This window comes from Halobacteriovorax marinus SJ (assembly GCF_000210915.2).
Lineage (GTDB): Bacteria > Bdellovibrionota > Bacteriovoracia > Bacteriovoracales > Bacteriovoracaceae > Halobacteriovorax > Halobacteriovorax marinus.
The window spans coordinates 1,087,003-1,108,471 of record NC_016620.1 but is presented as its reverse complement, the minus strand read 5'-3'; the positions used below and the strand labels follow the sequence as shown (position 1 = coordinate 1,108,471).

Here is a 21,469-nt window from a genome sequence, read left to right as displayed (position 1 = left end):
TTGAGGACACTTTATGAATGACTTGAATACTCATCTCATGAAAATTTTAAAAATAGAAAAACCAATTATACAGGCCCCTATGGCCGGAATTAATACCATTGAACTGGCCTCGGCAGTCATAAGAGCTGGTGGACTAGGGTCTATTGCCTGTGCCATGCTAACTCCTGATGAAATTCGCAGCGCATACGAAAGAATTAAATCAGAAACTTCTGGATCAATAAATCTAAACTTCTTTGCCCATCAACAAAGAGAAGAAAGTAGTGAACAACAAGAGCGTTGGAAAGAGCGCCTACTCCCATACTACCAAGAGTTTGGATTAGATCCCGATAAGAAAAGAGTAAGTGCAACACGTGCTCCGTTCAACGACACATTTTGTGAACTCGTTGAAGAACTAAGACCAACTGTAGTTAGTTTTCACTTTGGACTTCCTGAACCAAGACTTTTAGAGCGAGTGAAAAACACTGGTGCCATCATACTCTCCTCAGCGACAACTGTTTCCGAAGCCCTATGGCTTGAAGAAAGAGGCTGCGATATTATTATTGCTCAAGGCACACAGGCCGGTGGTCACCGTGCGACCTTTCTAACAGACACTGATGAGCAACTGCCTACAAACTCCCTTATAAGCGCAATGAGATCTAAAATCACATTACCTATTATAGCCGCCGGTGGAATAGCAAGTGCAAGTGATGTAGAGCAAGCTCTAAAAAGTGGCGCAAGCGCTGTACAACTAGGAACCGCCTTTCTCTTTTGTCCAGAAGTTCCACTCTCTCCCCTATATAGAGAATCCCTACATGGAAACGGAGAAACAGTTGTAACAAATATTTTCAGTGGAAGACCCGCACGAGGAATTAGAAATAGATTTATAAATGAGGTCGGTCCAATAGCTAAAGACGTACCAGAATTTCCCTACGCATCGACTTTGGTCGCACCACTTAAGAAAGTTACAGAGGAATCAGGTAGCACAGAGTTTATGTCTCTATGGTCAGGAAGTAATCGCATTCCCCATAGAATGGATGCTGAGAGCTTTATTCGGTCATTGTTTAATGATTAAAAAATTACAATTCAGCACTCTAGCTATTGAGTAAATCCTCAAGCCCCTCTAGGTTCTCAAGCCACCAACTCTCTTGGGTTATATCATCATCTTCGTAGTTCTTAGCAAAGCCCGGCTCATTCCATCTGGCAGAAAACCAAGCATCAAATTGAATATCTCTATAGACACTTAAAAGTGGAAAGAGTTTCTCCCACTCTTTAGGAAAGTCATTCACTTCTCTATAAAATTTTAGAACCATTTCATTTTGAATGGCACGTCTCTCACGCCTATCCATCTGTTCTGATAATGAATCCAATCTCCATGGAAAGCTAAGTAATTTAACATCAATGGCAACAGGCCCGACTTGAAAGTCATCGAGATCCATAAAGATGGGATGACTCCCCTTCCATAAGACATTGCCACTATAAGTATCCCCATGAATCCTTTGAATAGGAATATCTCCAAATGAAGCGACTTTCCTAACTAACTCACTGATTACGTCTTCATAACGTTTAAATTGCGAAGTAGGTAAAAAACCAGCTCTTTGAATTACTTCAAAACAACCTTCACCCATATCTTTAGGGTTAAAGAATGGTCGATGAGATGCTTCTCTCTTTGCGCCGACTTTGTGAATTTGCGCGACAGTATGAACCATTCTCTTAACTGACTCTTCATCAAGAATAGATCGATCATCCACATAGGGCCTTGCCACTCTTTCATATACAATATAGTTTAAACCTTTCCACGTGCCGACCTCACCAATTGGCCTAACAAAGGACACACCATGATCTTGTAGGTCCTTTAAAAATACAAACTCTTCTTCTATGGCCTCTTTAGACCATCTACCCGGACGATAAAACTTAACAACAATCTCATCAAATCCAAATACTCTATTCTCAGCACTGTCGTACGACACTCCACTAGCAGAAGAAAACCCAATCTCTTCAACAGTACTCTTACAGTCAGTAATATTTAGATTAAGAAAGCTAGATTGTAACTCAGAGTCAGTTGGTGCGAATTGATCTATCCAAAATTGTTTGCTCATAAAATGACCCTTAAAAATTCTTCGTCTACTTTTGAAGTACTAAGAATGTATAGTAACTATTATAAACTGTTACATTTGATTATATAAGAGCAATTAACTAGAAGTTAAATATATGATTACCACTATGGTGAATGATGAGAAAAGACAACAAGAACACGACAGTAGAACGAACTAGTTTAAATTCAGCCTAACAAAGTATAAATATGCCCGAACTACCCGATGAATAGACCCGACTTATTGAACAACTAATTAAATCAATGAGATAGTAGTATTAAAGGGTGCTTCAGCGTGGTCTGCACCCGAAGGAAGCGTTCCAATGGGCATCTACATCAGTACTAACAATCACTTAGTTTTACAAGTAAAATCATGGCCACAGTAGCTTACCTATCCAGCGGTCTACCTCTACTATATTTATCTGCCCCTCTAGGGATGGAAACAAGACTTCATTCCCTAATAGCAAACCTATTTACTATTGTAGGTTTTCTAATTGTCACTTTGGCCACAATTGACCTTGGAACAAAGTTAGGGGTATCTCCTGCCAAGCGTGGGGAGAAAATCACTAAAGGCTTATATCGCTTTGTGAGCCACCCTATGTATCTTGGCTATGCTATTGCTCAGGTTGGGTGGTTAGTGCTGAATACGTCGAATATTTACCTTTACCTCTTAAGTATGTCCCTATTTTTGATTAGAATTAAGGCTGAGAACAAGGTTCTGGCATAACTCCACCACAGTGCACTATCAATTGGGACATCTAAAAAAGTAGATATTTTAGTCAAATATGTATGTTCTTTCCTGTATTTAAGGTGGGGCTCTAGGTTATTATTTTGCCAGATTTATATTTATTTTATATAAATTTCAAAAAATATAGAAGGAGACACCCATATGAGATCTAAACTAATTCCAATAATATTCTCGCTTTTTTCACTTACTGCTTATGCCAGTAGCCTAAATGATCATTTTGACGATGGATTTTATACTTTAAAAGGTTCACATTCTCCTTGTAATTTATATCTAAGTTTTTCAAAAGAAAGTGTTAAAGTTCACTTTTTGACTCCATTACATCGCGATAATTATTGTCGCGAAATTGAGCGTGTACCAAGTGTTATTCATCAGCCTTTTTGGTTAAGTTCTCAGTTCTTCTATAATTCCAACAAAATTTTGAATAAAACATCCAAAAATAGTATTTACTATAAAAATTGTAACAATGTGGATCAAGGGATGATTTTATGCGATGAAGATAAAAAGTCTTTTTCAGAAGCGAGTCTACATAGTTCTTGGTTTTCAACGTCAAGATATTTTAGTGGCTACTTCAGTACTTCTATTTCTTTGAATCCTTCTGAGCAAAAGATTTATTTGACGAATAAAATAGATGGGCAAGAAAAAACAGTTTTTAGAGGCAATGAAGACTATGAAGATATTAAGTTTTCTAATTCCTATTATTTAGAATTTGAATCAACTTGGTATAAACCTAAGAAATTCTTTGCTAATTTTACTTCAAATGATGAATTTCTTAATATTGATGAAAACTGTGAAAGAGCATTGCGTGCGGCCACTCAACAAGCAAAAACTTTATGTTCAGAATATTTTAAGAGCTGTGAAATTGTTGATAAGCGTAGTATAAGAGATTTCCAAGGACAAGATTCATGTGAAGCTGATATTTCTGTCAAAGGGAAAGGAAGAATCTAGATAATTGAATTATATTAAATTAAAAACAAGATATATAATTTAGGGCACCCAAATATTTGGGTGCTCTTTTTTTATTAAAGTACAACATTACTTGATTTAGCTCCCCCTGTTAAGTATTGGTCATCCATTCAAAAACAGACAACCAAAAAACTATCGCAACCATGCAATACTTTAAACTATCGCGCGATACTTTAGTGCGATAGTTTATTTCTCATAATTTACCCTCTATTTCCATAAGCTATCAAAATCATTCAAGCATACCAATTTTCAAAACTTGGCACGTAATCCGCAATATATAAAACCAGAAACGAACTGAAATTAATCAGGGGGATTAAATGGTTTTATTAAAATTCAATATTTCATCTTTTTTAAAATCAATATCTTTAAAAGTAAAAAGAGTATGGCTTCATGTGAATAGGCCAATCAATGACCAACGCTTTAAGGAAATTGAAGAGCAGAAAAGAAGAATTCACTTTTACATTGTTATATTTTCATTGGACACTTTTAGCGCTACCAATAATGATTCTAACCCTGCAGAACTTATAAATGTCCTATAAGATTTAAACTCAATACTTGAATAGACTGCGATTCCAAAGTTATCTTCACGAGACACTACAACTTTGTAAGGATACTTTTTTGATAATTTACTTAATTCTTTTTCCCAAGCTTGAGTAACTTCTTGTAAAACAACTAGGTTGGGACTTTTCTTAAGAATATCATTTATAACAAGGTCATACTTATCATTACTACTTAATAAATTCGCAAAATAAATCTTCAGATCAGCTTTATCAATTTTGTCCACAATCCATGTTGGAGCAAGGTAAAAAAGATTTAAAGCAATAGGAATTAATGCGCTAACAATAAAGATTTTTTTTCGAATAACTAAAGTATACAGTAACCAAGCAACTAGAAAATTCAGATATTGAAAGCGAAAAGAGCTTAATAAATCAGAGAGATAATAACGTTCATCAAATATAGAAACTACGGAACAAAAAACAACAAATAAGCCAACAAAGTCAATTGTCTTTAATTCCAATTTCTGTTTTTGCGTTTCTTGATAATTAGGCTGCATCCTGTAACTTACTTTTAAGTCTTTCTAACTTCTTATAGCCCTTTAACTCTTTAAGCCCATTAGGAAATAGAAGTCTTTCAACTCTGACTCCATAAATGACAGAAAATCTTCCAGCTAATTCAGCACCTATATTTCTTTTATCATTTTCTAGTGCCGACAGATTAGAGATAGATACACCAACAGCACTTGCAACCTCTTTTTGAGTAAGGCCAAATCTATTACGAAATGCCTTTAGAATTTTACCTGTTGTCAATTTTCCAGTTTTAAAACTCATAATACTGGCCTCCTATGAATAATCGTGATCAGATGTAATCTTAATTACTTTAATTACAATAGCATCTTTAATAACTGTGTATATTAACCTACCACCTGACTGGTCTAAGGTAATTGATTCCTCCATAATGAAGCTATACCAATAACTCTTTCATCCTTGACACATGCAAGAGTTTCTTCTTTTTCAATTATATGCATCGGAGCTTGCTTTTTATAACATTTTAAAAGGAGTGCTTTTGCATTTGAATATTCACTTTCATCTATTGTTCTAATTTCCATATACTTAACTTTATACGAAAGAATGCTTAAAGTTGACCAAAACTTCTCTATATTTGGTGTCCCAATCAATCTAAGAAGCCTCTTTCCTAGCAACATCGATCTTAGTAGAAAAACCTAAATCATCAAGTAACCCTACAATCTTATCAATCGTAAATCTCTTAACGTTCATCGAACGAAGTCTTGAAAGATCAGACTTGTGAAGGCCTGTAAGAGAAATAATCTCTTCTGATGACATTTTTGAACTTGCCTTTAAAAAAGCTGAAACAAGCTTTAATTTTAAAAGCTCTTTTTCATCTTTAACTTCCTTAGACTCTTGTAACTTATCAATGTCTACTTCATAAGGATTCATACTTACCTCACTCTATGGAGTGTTATTACTCCAATTGATTCTGGTCTATCGCTACATACACAAAATACCAGTTTATATCTCTTATCTTTAAACTCACCACTTCTAACAAAGTACGAGCAGATTTCTTCACCAAAACTCTTCTCATCACTGGCCTCTAGTCTAAGATCATTTAACAAATGTGAAACAATCTCAGCAACATCTTCACAAGTGTAAGAAGACCTACCATCTTTATTTACATGAGCTAAATCAATTTCTAACTTTGTATAGTTTAGAAAATTAAACTCAATACTAGCTTCAACAATTTCTAAAGCACTAGGTCTTTCAATCAAAGCTACCTCCAATATACCACACAGTTGGTAAATTTACCAACTACAAGAGGCAATAATGAAAGTATTACGAAAATATTCTATATAAATCGAATACTTATTCTTAAGATGTATCTTTTATTCCTAATCTAAAATGGGTAAAATAGTTATCAAATTAATTAAGGTGGATGTATGCCCGAACTACCCGAAGTCGAAACAATTAAGAATCAATTAAACGAGATCATGCCGATTAAGGTGCTGGAGTGTACTCAGTCGAAAGTGATTTCGGGGATTGCACATACGCCGATTGAATTGAGTGGTAGAAAGATTATTGCTGTTCACAGAAAGGGTAAGCTACTCTACTTTGAGTTGGATAAGAATGAATTTCTCTTGAGTCACTTGGGTATGACTGGTGGATGGAGAATAGGAAAAGAGAAACCCACTGATCCTAATGGTGTAAAACATAATCACCTATGCATTAAACATAAAGGTGGATATTTAAGCTACGTTGATCCGCGCCGCTTTGGTCATATGTATCAATTAGATAAATTGCAAACTCAGGAAAAACTCGATGAGCTTGGAGTTGATCTAAAAGATAAGGCCTATACTCCAGAGTATTTAAGCACAACAATTAAGAAGTATCCCAATCGACAAATCAAAGTTCACCTACTCGATCAGAAACTCTACGCAGGAACGGGAAATTATATCGTCAATGAAATTTGCGCTCGAGCCGGCGTAAGACCAACTAGAAGAAATAAGTCTCTCACTAAAGATGAAATCATAAAAATGCATAAGGCCACTGCCGTAGTTATTGATGGGGCCACGCAAACAGGTGGGACAACTTTTCAAGGTGGCTACGCTGATACGACGGGATCAAAAGGAAATGGTGTCGGTCACCTAGTCGTCTTCTATCAAAAGATTTGCCAACTCTGCCATGAGACTCCAGTGAAGAAGCTCTACCTTGCTCAGAGAGGAACTTACTACTGTCCTAAGTGCCAGAAGTAGAATGCCCATTTTTTAAGTCCTAAGGCATGCTTTAAGATCTCTTACCTTAATCTAGTGAAGCTCTTGATATCACGTAATATCAATAACTAACCTCCCAATATAACTAAACTTTATAGGGGAAAAACCGATACATAAGCTAGGATATAGCTATGTATTTAAAAAAAGTTTTTCTCTTATTTTCGCTATTATTTTCAATGGCCCACGCCCAACAAGATTGGGATATGACATTGTCACAAATGTATAGTCAATTTGGGAAGAACTCTGGAATAGACTTTGATGCATTCTCAAAAGGAATCACTGGTTACTACAGCCTCGCAGCTCAAGGAAAAACTAGTGACTCTCCTATTTTTTCTATAATTGATTTCAACGAACCTAGTAATCGACATAGATGGTACTTCTTCGATCTTTCGCAGGGAAGATTTCTATACAATGTTCCTGTTTCCCATGGTGCGAGAACTGGGGAGTTGATGTCACAATACTTTTCAAATACAAATGGAACTAAAAAGTCTTCACTAGGTTTTTATAAAACAGGAACAAGGAAAAACTGGAGTAAGTTTTCAAAAGCAATGTTCCTCTACGGGCTAGATCCTGGTGAAAATGATAATGCTTACGAAAGACTTATTATATTTCACAATTCAGCGTATGTGAGATTCAATCTCCCCGAAGGCACAAGAAACGGAAGAAGTCATGGCTGCTTTGCAGTTCCCAATGGAACTCTGCCAGAGAAATTATTAAAACTCATGGCCGATGGGAGTCCTACAATCATCTATGCCCACCACGATCAATTACAATCACAGTGGATCGACAAAGAAAAGGCCATGCTCGGTTATGAGCAATCTAATTTCTCTTCAGTTCCACTACCTATGATTAGTGATGAAGACTTTCAATCAATGAGAGCACAAGATAATCCACAATTTTCTAATATCTCTACACAGTCTATCGGCGCTCAAGGTGGTGAAGTTCAAGATGGATCACAGCTCTATCAAAAATGTCAGCAACTCTCTAATAAACCTTGGGCCCAACAAGTTAAGGACTCTAATGGTAGTGGTGCTGACCAGGCATCAGATTCCTTTAGGGCCTCTTACCTAGATCTTCAAGAAGATATCGAAGGAAGAGCTGGAGATAATATTACAAATGACGTTGCAGTTGATATGGCAAAAGAGAGAGCACAAGAGATTCAAGATTGTACCGCCACTTCTTTTTTAAATTCAAGAACTGCTGATCTTATGCCTGGAGGAGATGGTGCAAAATCTCTTCTAGGTAAAATTCTATCTGCTCCAGGAAATTTTCTCGCAAATCTTTTAAATCTTTTTAAGGCTGATCCAGGAAGTAGTAAGACCATTGCTTCAAATGATGGTGCTATTGAATGTGAGTACAACGGAGCGGAGGCGCAAGACTTTCCAGATTGTGTAAAGATGGTAGATGAATACAACCAGATGGAAGTTGCTGAGATTGTACAAAAAGAACAACAAGAAGAAACATACGATCAACTTTCTAAAGATAGAATTGAACAAGTTAAAAATGATGTGAATATACAAGATGCTGCTCAACAATCTTTTAAAGATGCGCAGACGACATTGCAAACAATGTCTAGCGATAGGGCTGCACTCTTAGATGCTAAAATGGAGAGACTCAGTGAACTTAGAGATGCTCTTCCCACTAAGGAATCTCTACTCTCAGAGTGCCAACAAAAAATGAGTCGAGTGAAGTCAAAGTCTTCTGAAGATTTTCAAGCATTCACTGACCAATTTAAAATAGATTCCTCACAGGCAATTGATCTAGAAATTCAAGCACCTTGTACGCGAGCAATTGAGGCCTCTGGAGCAAACCTTATTCAAAATAGAAAGGCCGCTCACCAAGCAAATGACATCATCATAAAGTATGGAGATAAATCTAAAGACTACTTTAAAAAAGCTCTAAGATTTAAAGCACAGCGATCGGACCTAGATGGTGTGAGCTCAAGTAGCTTTGACTCTATCAACATTGGAAGCTTTGATACTGACTCAGAAAACGAAAATGAGTCTAGTGAAATGGCCGCTATCAATTGGTCTAAATCAAAGAGCAAAGTAAGTGCTGACAAAGTTAAGTTTAGTGGTGGCAATGGACTTAAGAGCTTTGCAAATTCAAACTCTAGAAATTCAAGTTCTTCAAACTCATTTAATTCTCGCTTTAACTCTCTTCTTAAAAACTCAAAGAACAAGAGAGGCGCTAATTCCAATACTCTTAACTTTAAAGGTAAGAACACTCGCTCTGTCCCCAAAGGTCTATCAGGGGGATATATCGGTGAAGCCGATCTACTCCAACAAAGAAGACAAGAGTTAGAAAAGGAAGGGAGGAGCAGACTCTTTAACAATCACCGCTCTCTAGCGAGTCAGAAGTCGTCGGACTCCTCTTCTGGTACAAGTGGAAACCCAAGTACGATGAATTTTGATATCAATACTAATGAAGAGGCAGACCTCTTTAAGATCATTTCAAAGAGATATATGAAGTCATTTTATTAATGGTGAAATTACTACCCTTTTACTAGTAATGTTTACCAATTGATGTTAGTTTCAGCGCTACTTAAATTCAAGGAGCGCATTATGAGACCAGTTAACGGAAAAACTACGAAATCCTTTAACAAACCGAAAACTCTTCATATAAATGAAGATATCCAAAAGCCAGTTGTTTATATTGGCAATCTTAGCTACAAGAGAAATGACTACGGTATATTAAAATTATTTAAGCCATTTGGTTATGTGGTAAAAGTGAATTTAATTCAAGACGAAAAGCTTGATAGAAGTAAAGGTATTGCCTTTGTAGAGATGCAAACAATTAAGGCCGCCAAAGACGCTGTAAAAGGGCTTAACGGCACACTTGTTGATGGAAGAACGATCAAAGTTAGTATTGCTGAAGATAGAATTCATCCTGAGCACGCGATAATGAAACGTCCACAAGTAGCGACATCAAAGAACGAAATCAAAGCTAAAATCAAAAAAGAAAAGTCGACAAATAGTAAAGAAGGTCTTCACCACCTTTTTAACCATTTAAGAAATAAATAGTTTCAAGCTTACTTCGGTTGCTTTACTATACTAGAAAAGCAACTCGGAGTTTCAATGTTTCTTTCCTATATAATTTATTTTATCGCTAAGGCATTTAGCGCAAGCTATCGCTATAAGTACCTTGGACTTGAAAATATTGCGAATGCTCAGTCTCAGAGTAAGCATAAGAATTACCTACTTGGAATCTGGCACCAGAACCTTCTTCACGGTATTCTTGCTCAAGTAGGAAATCCCCATATTGTAATCGTATCTAAATCTAAAGACGCCGATCCGGTTGCCTTCACTTGTCGCAAGATAGGTACCATTGTCGTGAGAGGAAGCTCTCGTAATGCTCAAGGTGTTGATAAGAACGGCAAAGAGGCCAAGCTTGAGATGATTGAAAAACTCAAAGAAGGCTACCCAGGTGCCGTGACAGTTGATGGCCCAAAGGGACCTGCTAAGAAAGTGAAGCCTGGAATTGTCGATATGGCCTTAAAGTCTGAAACTGTGATTATTCCCTATCTCCCTATTCCAGAGAGTTATTGGAGCTTTAATAGTTGGGATAAATTTAGACTTCCAAAACCCTTTAGCCGAATTGTTGTACTATACGGTAAGCCAATCGTTGCAAGTAGTTCAGAAAACTTCGAAAGCTATCAAGTGGAATTAGAAAGTTCTCTAAATGATCTAGAAGAAAAGGCCAAGGAGGCCTTAGTAAATTGGAAGAATTTAAGCTCTAAGAATTGGCATCAGAATAAGTAATTAATAGAAGCGTAGACAATATCGTTCGCTCTATAGGCACTCCAGTAAGAAGTATTGTCTGGAGACTTTATAAGCTCTGCCCCTACTCTTAAACTAAGAGCATTTGCTATGACATAGTCCCCTTCAATTCTAACGATCTGATCTTTTCTTTCAAAGTCGTAGCGATAGTCAATTAAAGTGAAGAGTCCTTCTGTCCACATTACTCTTCCCATGGCACCTATTGTATTTTTCCACTTAACTGTTTCAGAGAAGAAGTCATCACTTCCGCGCGAGTTATCACTCATTAGAAGTATATAATTTAGTGAGAGAATATATCTCTCTCTTTCAACACTTGCTGATGCCGAGAGGTAACTTTCCTTATCGTAATTGGGCTTAATCGTGAAATACTCTGACTCAAAAATTCGATCATTATCTTCAAGTTGAAGTGGATTTAATACTTCAAAGTCATCACCCAGCTTCGCATTTGGGTCAGTGACATCAAACGACACCACACCAAGAACATCTCCAAAATACTGCTTCCCTTGAACACCATACATTAAATGATGATTCACAATAGGATTTGCAATAGCGATGACTTTACTTCCATCTGTGGCCAAGGAAGCTTCTGCATTTGAGCGCAGGCTATTTTCTGGCTTATAGATGGCGTAGGATGAAATCGCCCCACTCTTCCACTTATAGCTCGCATTGATACCCAAACTCTTCTTTAAAACCACATCTCCAATTGAAGGTTCATTCATGCGATATTCAATTGGAACCGTTGTACCAAGAATTTGAGTTCTCTCAGGCGGTCTTCTTATCCACTCAGAGTTACTGCTAAACTTGCCATTTTCAATTTTCATTCCTGGATTTAGAACTGGAATATGAAAGTATGAGAAGAAGATTCCAAGCTCCATAGTACTCGTCATCTGTTTCGTGTAATGAAGACCTGTTAAGCCCTCTTGTTTTGAAGAAAGAAGAGTGAAACCTTGTCGACCGTTGAGGTTGCCAAGAAGCCAATACTTTTCATTTAAACTCCAATTGAGAGTTTTTCTTCCAAACGTCCAAGTTGAGTCATCTGTTTCACTGGTGTAGTAGAATTCCGGTAGAGAGTAATTTAGTGATTGTGGCCCATTGAAATAGTACTTCAGGTTGGCCTCGGCGAAGACTTCTGTGTCTCTCGATTTTTGTTTATAGGCCGAACTAAAGCCTATCCAATCCACTGCCTCTGTCTTCTTTTGAGGTGAATTGAGTCTGACAAACTTTTCATAGGAGAATTCACCTTCAATATCGGCGAAGATGCTCAGAGAGCTAAAAATATAAAGTGCTAACAAGCTGATTTTACGATAATTCACTCGTAATTTCTCCTGGTTATGTGCAATATCTCAAATAAAAATGATATTAGCCACAACTCATAATGCACCGTGTAAATATCACCTAAAAGCTATAGAAACCTAGTATTTTGCTCCTATATCCACTAAATTTTAAGAAAGTTAACTTTTATTAAAGATATTATGAAGAGTCTAAAAATACTACTATTCACCTTATTTTTTTCTTTCACGGCTTCGTGTGGATTCTTAAATGATGAGCCAGTAAAAGATCAAGATCTCTTCGTTTCAGATGAGCTGAACGCCTCATGCGAGTTAGACCCCGATAGTTTCGGCGATATTCTCGATACAAATATTGAGGCCCAGATTCAATGCCTAGAAAATAACTTTATTCAATTTAGTCGCTACGTTCGCTCAAACGATAGAACCACAATTTCAGAGGGCGAACTCTCTGATTTTGTAAGAAGATTCTTCAAAGAAAATACAGATACAATTATTCAAGGTCTTAAGCTGATCTTTGAATTAAATATGTTACTACTTAAAGATGAGGCCGATTCTATTAATAGAGATAATATCACTCCTCTCTTTAAATTATTGGTCACTGTAAATAAAGAGGCCATCTCTATCACTAAGCTTTTAAGAATGATGGAGAAGGAAAAAGATAGCTCTAAGATCTTCGAGCAAAGAGAGCTACTTTCTAAGGCCCTTAGTAGATTTGCAGAAACATCTCTAGAAATAATCAAAAGACCAGATACTCTTTCTAAGAAGATTGAATTAAAGAAATTTCTTCTAGAGCTAAATACTCGTTTGAACTTAGGAGATGATCTCATTGATGAGAACTTGGCCGATGCCATCATTTTCTTAAAGAGATTATTCTTTGGAGGAAATAAGCAGTATTTAACATCTAAAGAGATAGAACTTGCTGTAGAAAAGCTGCCTCGTCTAATCACGATGGCCACAGACTTTGTACTAATCAAAGATTATCACTTCACTGACAATACCGACTACTACGGTTTTCAATCTAATATCCTTAGTAGATTTAGAAATATCATCTTCCCTTTAAAAGAAGACGAAATCGTTTTTGATTTCGAAGACCTCTACACTCTCTTTGAAAAGATTGGTACGGGTGATGATGATTTCAATATCAGAGACTATGAGAAGATCTTCACTAGTATTAAGAAAGACCTCATTGGTGGAGACCCTGAGCAATTCAACTACCGTGAGATTAAATATCTACTAAATTATGTAAGTATCTTTGTCGATGGACTTAGAACATATGAAAAACATCAGATCCTTAGTAAAGGTATCGACGCAAGAACTCTTGAAGAGAAGATTGAAATTCGCGAAGAGTTTACTGCTTACGTGAATAGAATTTCAAGACATGCAACTAAAGATATGATTGAGCATGGAGGAATTCCTGCCAATGTAGATATCTTAAACTTTGTAAAAACTCTCACTTCAGAAATAGATTCACTTAATTTAAATGTGGATTTCATTGACGCGATCTTTGGACTTAAGATTGCCATTGCTGGTGGCCAGAAGAATCTTCTAACTAATGAAGAAATGTATGAGACCCTCAAAAAACTACCGTTAATGGCCTCAATCTATTTTGATCTAAGATTCATTAATAGTTCATTTGATAGTAGTAGTTCTAAGAAATGGAGCTTTCTAGCAGAAACACTAGAGAAGATATCTCCTCTACTAGTTCAAGATTTAAACCTAGAAGCACTAGAAATGAATGATATTGCCATCATCTTAAAAGAATTCTTTCAAGAAGATGATAATCACCACTCTAGAGTAGAATCAGTTAAGCTCACAGAAGAAGAGATTAATGCCTTTGTACAGGTATTAAAAGAGCACTTACTTACGACAAATCCTGAGTCTATAAACATCCAAGAGATTCAATCAACAATAAAGTTAGCAACAGTTGGTTTCTCTCTTATTGAATTCTTTAATTTTTATTCAGATAAAATGGATCTTGCTAAAGAAGACCCTCAATCTGTTGATCTCTTCGCAAGAGAAATTGAAATAAAGGCAGAGAACTTAAATAACCTGATTCAAAGAGATCTTCCTACTCTTAAGTCTATTAATACAAATTTAAATTATATAGATATCCTAGATGGTCTGAGTATCTTCTTATCAACTGATGACGATAAAGAGAGTATTGTAGATATAGCAAAGAAGGTTTCTCCTCTTAAGACTCTACTTTTAAATGGTACAAGAGAAGTTATTACTCTAAATGAGTTATTAGACTTTGCGACAAAGCTACCTAGCTACGCCAGTGCTGTTTTCAAATTAACAAGTTCAGACTTCAGCGATCAAAAAGACAATGAGATGTTCTATAAGAACTTGCTACATAACTTTATCACAATCAAAGGAAATTTATCTCTTGATCAAAAGTTAAATTACTTTGAAGCAAGCGAGTTAATGACCGCTGTTGATTGGGCCCTTAATCTAAATAAAGATAATGAAGCTGATAAAATCAACTTTAAAGAATTCACTACAAGTTTAGTTAATGTAAAAGGACGTATTCTACACGGACTTAAAGATCCTTCTCTTAATCCAAACGATTTTCACGTAGCTAAGAATTTTAGTGCAAATGATATTACAAAGATCCTAGAGTACGTACACAAGGGACTTGAGGTTACTTACTTTAACGAAAGAACTTATAAAGGCCTAAGTAAAGAGTTAGAAAATAGAGCTCCTCTTAAGTGGATCAACGTAGGAAAGATTAAAGAATATCCTGGAGTTAGAAAAGAGAATATCAACGCTCTCAGACTCGATTTCTTAGATAGTATTAAGAAGTATCGTCACTACACTCACAAGGTAACGAAGCTTGATCAAAATAATAACGAAGTCACGCGCTACATCCAGTACCTAGGGACAGAGTATAGAAGAACTAGATTTGGTCACGTTCTTACTTCCATCATCAAGTATGTTTTTAATATTGCGCTAGAAGGTTATACCATCAAGCAGGACAATTTAGATGTTGTAGATATACCGAGAATCAATATGCTCTTTATTGATCTAAAGCCAGTTCTAGAAGAGTTTGGTCTTTGGACTAGTAACTTTAAGACTTTTGGTGAGAACGTTATTCTGCTGTCAGACCTCTTTCAGAATACTTCAAATGGTGACAATGCCCTTGGACTAGATGAAGGTGTTGAATTCGTAACAATTGTACTTATCGCTTCTTCACTTACAGATGAAATTATGAGTGATCTACACCAGTACTGTGACAATCAAGGAACAGAAGAGCTACCAGCGTTTGAAACGTCTTGCTATAGAAAGAGTCTATTTGAAATTTGGCTTGAGAAATTAAATTACGGGAATATGTTCCCTAAACTAGTTCGCTACTATGAAAATGAAGAGCGCTCTTCAGTGCTAGACTTTATTAGAAAGACAGAGGGATTTGCAAGAGACGTTGATGACGTCACAATCCCAATGGCAAAGAGAGATTTTACCCTCCTAATAGGAGCAATGTTAAATATTGAATCAACATTTGTTAGATTCGATAAAAATAATGATAATATTATCGATACGAAAGAATTAGATGAAGCTTTTAAGATCTATCAAGTATCAGTCCAAAAAATGGCGGAATTAAATGGTTGGAAGAAAGTTCTAACCAAGACAGTATTTTATTACATGGTTAAAAATATGAAAATCCCATCGACATCGGATGTATTAAAATACCACTTTCAACTCCACTTTAATCCTATGTATAAAGAAAACATTAGGGCCAAGAGACTGAATATCGGAGCTTTACTCTATAATTTACTACAGTATCGTCAGTAAAAATTAAAGGAGTAACAATGAACAACGAAGTTCAAATTAGTCAACAAGTCGCCGTCCTAGTGGATGGAAATAATATAGAGAGAAGTATTCACGCTGAATCAGAACGTCACTCTACAATGCTTAACTTTGATACATTAATCCCTAAGCTCTTAGTTAACAGAGGCCTAAATAGACTTATCTATTTTAGAGAGGGAAAGAATATTTCTTCTAAGCTAGCTGAGAGACTTCACGACAAGTATCACGGTTCAGTAAGACCATGCCATAAAAGTGCAGATATCCCACTTTCAATTAAAGCAACACAGCTTGCCCAGAAGGTTGATACAATTATTATCATGTCTGGAGACTCTGATTATATTGAGTTAGTGAATCACTTAAAATCAGAAGGTGTTAGAGTTGAGATCGCTGCGATAGAGTCTACGACTTCACATTTACTAATTGAGGAAGCAGATTACTTTCACCCTATTACGAGCGACGATTGGTTCACTCTAAAGTTGCCAAGTAATAAGAGGGCCAAGAAGCCTACTGCATCTTCATCAAAGAAGAAGACTACTAAGAGAACTACAAAGAAAGCACCGACTAAGAAATCTTAAGAAGCCCTAAGCCGGCAAGAAATAGAGAGTGGTGAATTTCGCCACTCTTTATCTTTTCAAATAATTCCACTTCATTCATTTTTATAACTTCTATTTCTTCAAGAGGATCAAGGTTTTGCTCTGAAGTCTTTTGACAATTCTTTGCGAGATAGTAATCACAGTAATTATTCATAAAAGCAGGATTAGCAGACGCCCTTCCAAGGTGAGTCCAGTCTTCACTTTCGTGACCAGTTTCTTCAAGGAGCTCTCTCTTAGCGGCCACAAGAGGGTCCTCTCCTGACTCGACAACTCCACCAACACTCTCAAGAGTAAGATCATCAATACCATGGCGGTATTGTTTTACTAGAATGAAGTTACCGCTTTGATCAAGGGCAATGACATTAATCCAGTTTCTACACTCTAGAACATCAAAGTCTCCTCTCATCTCACCACTTTCTCTCTTAGCAGTGTAATAGCTAAATACAAAGCTCTTTAAGATTTGTCGGTACTCAAGCGTCTTCCATTTCTTCAACATTTAAAACTCGATTTGTATATATGAATTGTCGTCTAGGGCCCTAGACTCAAGTTTTTGATTGAACTCATCTTTAACTCGAAGATATTCAATCATTTTCTTGTCACCAATAATTTTGGCCAGCTGCCCTTCATAGATTTTCACTAATTTCTCATTGAACATTTCTTCATCAGCAGAAGGAGAATAAGAATAATTTTCACCATGCTTAGCTTCCATCATTTTGTGGAACTCCTCATAGCGTCTTTCTCTCTCTTGCTCATAACCATTTTTAAGCTTTCTATATTCGATTAAATTTCTATTTGCGTGAGTAGAGTTATCTAAGAAGAGGGCTTCAATACTCTTATTCCACCCCTCTTCCACTTCATCTAAGTATTTATCAAATTCAGCAGAATCAAATTCTTCAACGACTTTAGTCGTAACCTCTTCACTCTCCACTTTCTTCTCTACCTTTGGAGGCCCAGCTTTTCTAGCAATTGGAGTTGGCCTCTTCTCACCGAGAGTGAGTTCATACTCCTTTGTTTTACTTCCAAAGATTAAATAGATAGCAATAGAGAGAGCAAGTAGGATAAATGTGACGAGAGAAATCTTCTTCATTTTATATTAAACCCTTCAAAGATGACTCCTTTGCCGGAGGTCAAAAGATCATTTGCTACAGATTCATTTCTTATAGTCCAGTATATGATCTGCTTACTGCTAAATATTTTTAACATCGTCTGCTGAGACCATATATCCACACCATATTCCACAGAAAAGAAATCAGGCCTAAGAATCGGAGTCAGAAGCATATTTTTAAGAAGAAATTTCTTTAAAAATGAAATCTTTGATTTCTTAAAGGAGCCGACTAATAATCCAATGCTAAAGTTCTCTCTCTTATCTGAAATATATTTAAGAGAGAGAGGATTGAAAGACTGAATAGCGAATTGACCTTTATAATTATCTAAAATTCTAATTAGCTCTTCTTCTAAATCTCCAACTCCCCCTTCATTCTTTATTTCAATAAGAAGCGGGACTCTTCCATTCACTAATTTTAAGACATCCACTAAAGAAGGTATTGTATATGTAGACTCCTCTAACTTTATTTTCTCTAACTCACTTAGAGTTGAGTTTTTAACCAAGAGATTAGTCCTAGTCACTCGTGAAGTATCAAGGTCATGAAAGACAACTATTTTCTTATCTTTAGTTAGGCGTATATCAAATTCAATTGCATAATCATTTTTAATTGCATACTCAAATGCTCCCAGAGAATTTTCTGGAAACTCATTATTGTGAAAACCTCTGTGAGTGATTGGAGTCTTACTTAGCCAATTCATCATTTGTACTTTCGAAGATTTTATCGGCGGAGTTGGTGACGAAGCCTTGGTACAACTCACCTGAAGACAAGGAATAGCGAAGAGCAAACTCATAGTAGCAGCTCGGCACAGTCTCGCTCTTATCAGTGAATTTAACTTCGATACGACTCGCCATTGTACTGGATTGTTCCAAGTAAACATCTGGATTACCTTTTATTAAACCTCCTGCTCTATTCAAAGAAATTCCCTTTGAGATGAGAAGGTCATTAAGTTCGTTTAAATTATTAAATTTCTTTAAAGTATTTACTAAAATTGTAAAGTGATTTGCCCTAAAGCCCAAGGCACATAGCCAAGCTCCATACTCAGACTCATCAAGTAATTCTCTATATTCAGAGCTAGAAATTGAGAAGACATCCTTCTTCTTAAATAATTCTGAAATTGAAAGATCTTTTACCTTAGTGATTTCTCTCTCGATAATCTCTTGGGCCCTTGCGCTAAGCTCTTTATAACGAAGCTCACTTAGAAAGATCTTAGGATAAGTAGCATCTGATTGGTGTTCCAAATGAATGGCATTTAATTTCTTCTCTGAAAAAGAATAATCTCCCTTCCTAGCGTAACCAAATGCGCTAAAGAAGACCTCCATCTCCTCAATCCCCATTCCTTTAGAGCTAAAGGTTCGAAATGCGATATGATCATTATTAATCTCTTCGCCTTGTTCGAGTAAGATATCGTGAATCTCTTTTGCAATAGGAGCAATACTTATATAGTCACTCCACAAATCTTCTAAAAGAATATCTAAACTCATGCAAACCTCTTCGCGGAAATAAAAGAAGGTATCTCTCTTTCAAATAGAACATCAGCTAAACACTTCCCACAGTGAAAAGCCAGTCCTAATCCATGGGCCGTAAAACCACCCACAAAGTATATTTGAGGATCACTTGGAATGGCCCCAACCATTGGTTGCCCATCACTAGAAAATCCCATAATTCCCGACCAGCGATGAGTTATAGAACAACCTTTTATTTTTGGAATATGTTTATTTAAAAACTCTTCTAAAGCATCCTGGATAATATCAGTGACTTCGTCACTATACCCAACTTCTGTATCTTTCTTAAGTTGTCTAAAGCCACCAATTACAATTTCACCGCTTGGCGTTTGTCTAAAGTAATCTAAGACAAAATTAGCATAGCAAGGTCCCTCCAAGAGCTTTGGTAGAGATTCTGTCGCAAGAATCTGCCCTCTTGTGGGATAGATTTTATCTTCAAAGAAAGGATGGAGTTGAGCGCTATAACCATTTGTGGCCATAACAACTAATTGGGCCTGATATTTTCCCGATCTAGAATGAATAACTTTGAGCTCGCCACTAGATTCGATATTAAAGACTTCGCTATTTTCTAGGACACAGAAATTCTCATTATCTTTAATTTTCTTATAGATCTCATCTAATAAAAGAACTGGATGAACGGAAGCATCTTTTACATACTTTATGCCCCCAACAAATCCTTCAGCATTTAAGCGCTCTTGAATTTGATCCTTTTCAAGGATCTCAACTTCTATGCCTAAGTCCTTCATCAAAGAATATGACTTCTTTAATTCTTCAAACTCTTCCTCTGTTGAGGCCAAAGAAAAACTTCCCTTCTTTTCAAACTGAAGAGCTTCTTTATTATCTCTTATAATTTCTTCTTCTAAGAGTTCGAGGTTTTTTTCAGAGAAATTCCAAATCTCTAGAGCTTCATCTTGTCCGTGTTTTCCAACGAGACGATTAAAGTGCTCAACAGAGCCACAAGTTATAAAGCCAGCATTTCTTCCTGTTGCTCCACTTGCCAGTTCACCTTTTTCAAGAAGGGCAATCTTTAATCCGGCTTCTTCCTTTAAAAGCCAATAGGCCGTAGAGAGTCCTGCGATTCCTCCACCTATAATAACGACATCAAAATCTTGGACTTTTGGATTTGTCGTTTTGGAACGATCCTGCCAAAGTGAAACACTCATATTTACCCCTCAATCCTTTAAGGTTAGCATAGCTCTAGTATACGTGAAAGAGTAGTTAGAAGAAATTGTTTATTCAGAAAGGGCCTTTAGAATAAGCTCATAATCTCTTGTATCTAATCTATTGTCAGATCTGGCTTCCTTCTCTAAAGAGGCCAAGAGTTTCTTTCGCTGTTCAGGAGTTAAAATATCTGTGAACTTTTCAATAATACTCTCTATTAGCTTCTCGTATTGATCAATTGTATTCTCTACAATCCTCTCTCCGTTTTGATAAGCATTTCCAATGGCAATCGCTGTAGTAGCAAGACCAGTAACAACTAAGTATGGTCTCATCTGATTATAAGTTAGCTCTACAGCACTTCTTGTTTTATAAGCTTGCATAAGTTCATCAATATTTGGAAGTAGTCCCTCTTTATAAATCTTTTCTATAATTTCATCTGAAGGAGTGAAGATACGGAGTTCATAGAAAGTGTAAAATGTCCCAACATTGTGGAGCATTGTTATATTTGAGAGAAGACTGAGAATAAGCTTTGTTCTATTCTTCAATCTAGAAACAACAGAGATATGAGGAGCAATATGATTCATTAAGATTTGCTGCTCCGTACGTTTTATAATGAAGTCCTTAGTTGCAACACTGAAGGCATCATAATTTAGCGCAACACCTTTCTCTGTATTCATAATTGAGTAATACTTAAAGATGAATTTGCGATACTTGCTATAGGTCCAATCTGAGTTTAGATCAACGCCCTCCAATACTTTGGTAAGTCGTTTAATTTTCTTCTCACTTAATTTTCTATAATTTTCTTGAAAGCCCGAGTGTATTGGATACTTCATTCTATGTTCAACGATTGCCTCTAGGTGAGCAATCTTATCGAGTGCTCCATCGTAGCTCTTCCTCACTCTTCCCTCTTTAAGATCTTCGAGTCTCTTAAGCTTTAAGCGCTCAAAAAGCTCCTCATCGATACTCTCTAGTTGATTCAGATCTTTGGCCTCTACATAGAGAGGCTCATCAGTGGCAAAGAATTTTTTAATTGTGCTAAGACAACTTGATGTTTCACTTAATGAAGATGGTGAACGGAGTCCTGTCATAGAGCAAGAACTTGCTAGGAATCCAAAAAAGATGAATAGATTAATTATTATTAAGCGCGATTTCACACTCAACTTATCGGAAGAG

General features: G+C 36.4%; 22 protein-coding genes. 9 read left to right on the top strand and 13 right to left on the bottom strand.

Annotated features, from left to right (window positions below):
- Window positions 1-13: 13 nt before the first annotated feature.
- Window positions 14-1,051 carry an NAD(P)H-dependent flavin oxidoreductase gene (locus BMS_RS05495; RefSeq protein WP_014243806.1) on the top strand — a complete coding sequence of 346 codons (1,038 nt, stop codon included), beginning with the start codon at window positions 14-16 and terminating at the stop codon, window positions 1,049-1,051.
- 19 nt (window positions 1,052-1,070) lie between these two features.
- Here BMS_RS05495 and BMS_RS05490 read toward each other — a convergent pair whose 3' ends face one another.
- Window positions 1,071-2,075 carry a phosphotransferase gene (locus tag BMS_RS05490; RefSeq protein ID WP_014243805.1) on the bottom strand — a complete coding sequence of 335 codons (1,005 nt, stop codon included), beginning with the start codon at window positions 2,073-2,075 and terminating at the stop codon, window positions 1,071-1,073.
- Between the two features lie 366 nt (window positions 2,076-2,441).
- Here BMS_RS05490 and BMS_RS16780 point away from each other — a divergent pair, with 366 nt between their 5' ends.
- Entirely contained in the window at window positions 2,442-2,795 is a 354-nt protein-coding gene (locus BMS_RS16780; protein WP_014243804.1) for a methyltransferase family protein, read from the top strand.
- 162 nt (window positions 2,796-2,957) lie between these two features.
- Complete coding sequence (locus BMS_RS05480) at window positions 2,958-3,761, top strand: hypothetical protein (RefSeq protein ID WP_014243803.1); 804 nt, start codon at window positions 2,958-2,960, stop codon at window positions 3,759-3,761.
- A 475-nt stretch (window positions 3,762-4,236) separates the two neighbouring features.
- Here the strand turns inward: BMS_RS05480 and BMS_RS05475 are convergent, their stop codons facing one another.
- The 5 genes from BMS_RS05475 to BMS_RS05455 form a co-directional block, all read right to left on the bottom strand.
- The gene (locus BMS_RS05475; protein WP_157868245.1) at window positions 4,237-4,797 is read right to left on the bottom strand and encodes an endonuclease/exonuclease/phosphatase family protein; all 561 of its coding nucleotides are present in this window, start codon (window positions 4,795-4,797) and stop codon (window positions 4,237-4,239) included.
- A 25-nt stretch (window positions 4,798-4,822) separates the two neighbouring features.
- A complete protein-coding gene (locus BMS_RS05470; RefSeq protein ID WP_014243801.1) occupies window positions 4,823-5,107 on the bottom strand; it encodes a helix-turn-helix transcriptional regulator in 285 nt (94 codons plus the stop codon).
- Window positions 5,108-5,211: 104 nt separating this feature from the next.
- Window positions 5,212-5,385: a hypothetical protein gene (locus BMS_RS05465; RefSeq protein WP_157868244.1), complete on the bottom strand. Its 174-nt coding sequence runs from the start codon at window positions 5,383-5,385 to the stop codon at window positions 5,212-5,214.
- A gap of 70 nt (window positions 5,386-5,455) precedes the next feature.
- Window positions 5,456-5,734 (bottom strand): XRE family transcriptional regulator, encoded by a 279-nt coding sequence (locus BMS_RS05460; RefSeq protein ID WP_014243799.1) that lies wholly within the window; start codon window positions 5,732-5,734, stop codon window positions 5,456-5,458.
- A gap of 2 nt (window positions 5,735-5,736) precedes the next feature.
- The gene (locus BMS_RS05455; RefSeq protein ID WP_014243798.1) at window positions 5,737-6,063 is read right to left on the bottom strand and encodes a hypothetical protein; all 327 of its coding nucleotides are present in this window, start codon (window positions 6,061-6,063) and stop codon (window positions 5,737-5,739) included.
- Window positions 6,064-6,231: 168 nt separating this feature from the next.
- Between BMS_RS05455 and BMS_RS16775 the strand changes: the two genes are divergently transcribed.
- The 4 genes from BMS_RS16775 to BMS_RS05435 all read left to right on the top strand — a co-directional run bounded on the left by BMS_RS16775 (window position 6,232) and on the right by BMS_RS05435 (window position 10,823).
- Window positions 6,232-7,044 (top strand): Fpg/Nei family DNA glycosylase, encoded by an 813-nt coding sequence (locus BMS_RS16775; RefSeq protein ID WP_014243797.1) that lies wholly within the window; start codon window positions 6,232-6,234, stop codon window positions 7,042-7,044.
- A gap of 149 nt (window positions 7,045-7,193) precedes the next feature.
- Window positions 7,194-9,545, top strand: a complete 2,352-nt coding sequence (locus tag BMS_RS16770; protein ID WP_014243796.1) for a murein L,D-transpeptidase catalytic domain-containing protein — start codon at window positions 7,194-7,196, stop codon at window positions 9,543-9,545.
- A gap of 81 nt (window positions 9,546-9,626) precedes the next feature.
- Window positions 9,627-10,085, top strand: a complete 459-nt coding sequence (locus BMS_RS17350; RefSeq protein WP_075053417.1) for an RNA recognition motif domain-containing protein — start codon at window positions 9,627-9,629, stop codon at window positions 10,083-10,085.
- Between the two features lie 54 nt (window positions 10,086-10,139).
- The gene (locus tag BMS_RS05435; protein ID WP_014243794.1) at window positions 10,140-10,823 is read left to right on the top strand and encodes a lysophospholipid acyltransferase family protein; all 684 of its coding nucleotides are present in this window, start codon (window positions 10,140-10,142) and stop codon (window positions 10,821-10,823) included.
- Here BMS_RS05435 and BMS_RS05430 read toward each other — a convergent pair.
- Window positions 10,811-12,154 (bottom strand): hypothetical protein, encoded by a 1,344-nt coding sequence (locus tag BMS_RS05430; protein WP_014243793.1) that lies wholly within the window; start codon window positions 12,152-12,154, stop codon window positions 10,811-10,813. The two genes, BMS_RS05435 and BMS_RS05430, sit on opposite strands and share 13 nt — an antisense overlap.
- A 159-nt stretch (window positions 12,155-12,313) precedes the next feature.
- On the opposite strand from BMS_RS05430, the gene BMS_RS05425 reads away from it, so the two are divergent.
- Together BMS_RS05425 and BMS_RS16765 are read left to right on the top strand one after the other, a co-directional pair.
- Window positions 12,314-15,919 carry a hypothetical protein gene (locus tag BMS_RS05425; protein ID WP_014243792.1) on the top strand — a complete coding sequence of 1,202 codons (3,606 nt, stop codon included), beginning with the start codon at window positions 12,314-12,316 and terminating at the stop codon, window positions 15,917-15,919.
- 17 nt (window positions 15,920-15,936) lie between these two features.
- A complete protein-coding gene (locus BMS_RS16765) occupies window positions 15,937-16,509 on the top strand; it encodes an NYN domain-containing protein (RefSeq protein ID WP_014243791.1) in 573 nt (190 codons plus the stop codon).
- Here BMS_RS16765 and BMS_RS05415 read toward each other — a convergent pair.
- The 6 genes from BMS_RS05415 to BMS_RS05390 all read right to left on the bottom strand — a co-directional run bounded on the left by BMS_RS05415 (window position 16,496) and on the right by BMS_RS05390 (window position 21,450).
- A complete protein-coding gene (locus BMS_RS05415; protein WP_014243790.1) occupies window positions 16,496-17,023 on the bottom strand; it encodes an NUDIX hydrolase in 528 nt (175 codons plus the stop codon). The genes BMS_RS16765 and BMS_RS05415 overlap by 14 nt on opposite strands.
- On the bottom strand, window positions 17,024-17,614 hold the full coding sequence (locus BMS_RS05410; RefSeq protein WP_014243789.1) for a hypothetical protein: 591 nt from the start codon (window positions 17,612-17,614) through the stop codon (window positions 17,024-17,026). It abuts the gene before it with no gap.
- On the bottom strand, window positions 17,611-18,333 hold the full coding sequence (locus tag BMS_RS05405) for a glycerophosphodiester phosphodiesterase family protein (RefSeq protein ID WP_044557322.1): 723 nt from the start codon (window positions 18,331-18,333) through the stop codon (window positions 17,611-17,613). The genes BMS_RS05410 and BMS_RS05405 overlap by 4 nt, the downstream gene beginning before the upstream one ends.
- Window positions 18,314-19,114, bottom strand: coding sequence for a DUF1338 domain-containing protein (locus BMS_RS05400; RefSeq protein ID WP_014243787.1), 801 nt, complete (start codon window positions 19,112-19,114; stop codon window positions 18,314-18,316). The genes BMS_RS05405 and BMS_RS05400 overlap by 20 nt, the downstream gene beginning before the upstream one ends.
- On the bottom strand, window positions 19,111-20,298 hold the full coding sequence (locus BMS_RS05395) for an NAD(P)/FAD-dependent oxidoreductase (RefSeq protein WP_014243786.1): 1,188 nt from the start codon (window positions 20,296-20,298) through the stop codon (window positions 19,111-19,113). Before BMS_RS05395 ends, BMS_RS05400 begins: the two co-directional genes overlap by 4 nt.
- A gap of 69 nt (window positions 20,299-20,367) precedes the next feature.
- A complete protein-coding gene (locus BMS_RS05390) occupies window positions 20,368-21,450 on the bottom strand; it encodes a hypothetical protein (RefSeq protein ID WP_157868243.1) in 1,083 nt (360 codons plus the stop codon).
- Between the last annotated feature and the right edge of the window lie 19 nt (window positions 21,451-21,469).

What these genes read in the sequence shown, in the direction of transcription:
- BMS_RS05495 (WP_014243806.1), top strand. Translation starts at nt 14, where the DNA reads ATGAATGACTTGAATACTCATCTCATGAAAATTTTAAAAATAGAAAAA.
- BMS_RS05490 (WP_014243805.1), bottom strand. Translation starts at nt 2,075, where the DNA reads ATGAGCAAACAATTTTGGATAGATCAATTCGCACCAACTGACTCTGAG.
- BMS_RS16780 (WP_014243804.1), top strand. Translation starts at nt 2,442, where the DNA reads ATGGCCACAGTAGCTTACCTATCCAGCGGTCTACCTCTACTATATTTA.
- BMS_RS05480 (WP_014243803.1), top strand. Translation starts at nt 2,958, where the DNA reads ATGAGATCTAAACTAATTCCAATAATATTCTCGCTTTTTTCACTTACT.
- BMS_RS05470 (WP_014243801.1), bottom strand. Translation starts at nt 5,107, where the DNA reads ATGAGTTTTAAAACTGGAAAATTGACAACAGGTAAAATTCTAAAGGCA.
- BMS_RS05465 (WP_157868244.1), bottom strand. Translation starts at nt 5,385, where the DNA reads ATGGAAATTAGAACAATAGATGAAAGTGAATATTCAAATGCAAAAGCA.
- BMS_RS05460 (WP_014243799.1), bottom strand. Translation starts at nt 5,734, where the DNA reads ATGAATCCTTATGAAGTAGACATTGATAAGTTACAAGAGTCTAAGGAA.
- BMS_RS16775 (WP_014243797.1), top strand. Translation starts at nt 6,232, where the DNA reads ATGCCCGAACTACCCGAAGTCGAAACAATTAAGAATCAATTAAACGAG.
- BMS_RS16770 (WP_014243796.1), top strand. Translation starts at nt 7,194, where the DNA reads ATGTATTTAAAAAAAGTTTTTCTCTTATTTTCGCTATTATTTTCAATG.
- BMS_RS17350 (WP_075053417.1), top strand. Translation starts at nt 9,627, where the DNA reads ATGAGACCAGTTAACGGAAAAACTACGAAATCCTTTAACAAACCGAAA.
- BMS_RS05435 (WP_014243794.1), top strand. Translation starts at nt 10,140, where the DNA reads ATGTTTCTTTCCTATATAATTTATTTTATCGCTAAGGCATTTAGCGCA.
- BMS_RS05425 (WP_014243792.1), top strand. Translation starts at nt 12,314, where the DNA reads ATGAAGAGTCTAAAAATACTACTATTCACCTTATTTTTTTCTTTCACG.
- BMS_RS16765 (WP_014243791.1), top strand. Translation starts at nt 15,937, where the DNA reads ATGAACAACGAAGTTCAAATTAGTCAACAAGTCGCCGTCCTAGTGGAT.
- BMS_RS05415 (WP_014243790.1), bottom strand. Translation starts at nt 17,023, where the DNA reads ATGTTGAAGAAATGGAAGACGCTTGAGTACCGACAAATCTTAAAGAGC.
- BMS_RS05410 (WP_014243789.1), bottom strand. Translation starts at nt 17,614, where the DNA reads ATGAAGAAGATTTCTCTCGTCACATTTATCCTACTTGCTCTCTCTATT.
- BMS_RS05405 (WP_044557322.1), bottom strand. Translation starts at nt 18,333, where the DNA reads ATGATGAATTGGCTAAGTAAGACTCCAATCACTCACAGAGGTTTTCAC.
- BMS_RS05400 (WP_014243787.1), bottom strand. Translation starts at nt 19,114, where the DNA reads ATGAGTTTAGATATTCTTTTAGAAGATTTGTGGAGTGACTATATAAGT.
- BMS_RS05395 (WP_014243786.1), bottom strand. Translation starts at nt 20,298, where the DNA reads ATGAGTGTTTCACTTTGGCAGGATCGTTCCAAAACGACAAATCCAAAA.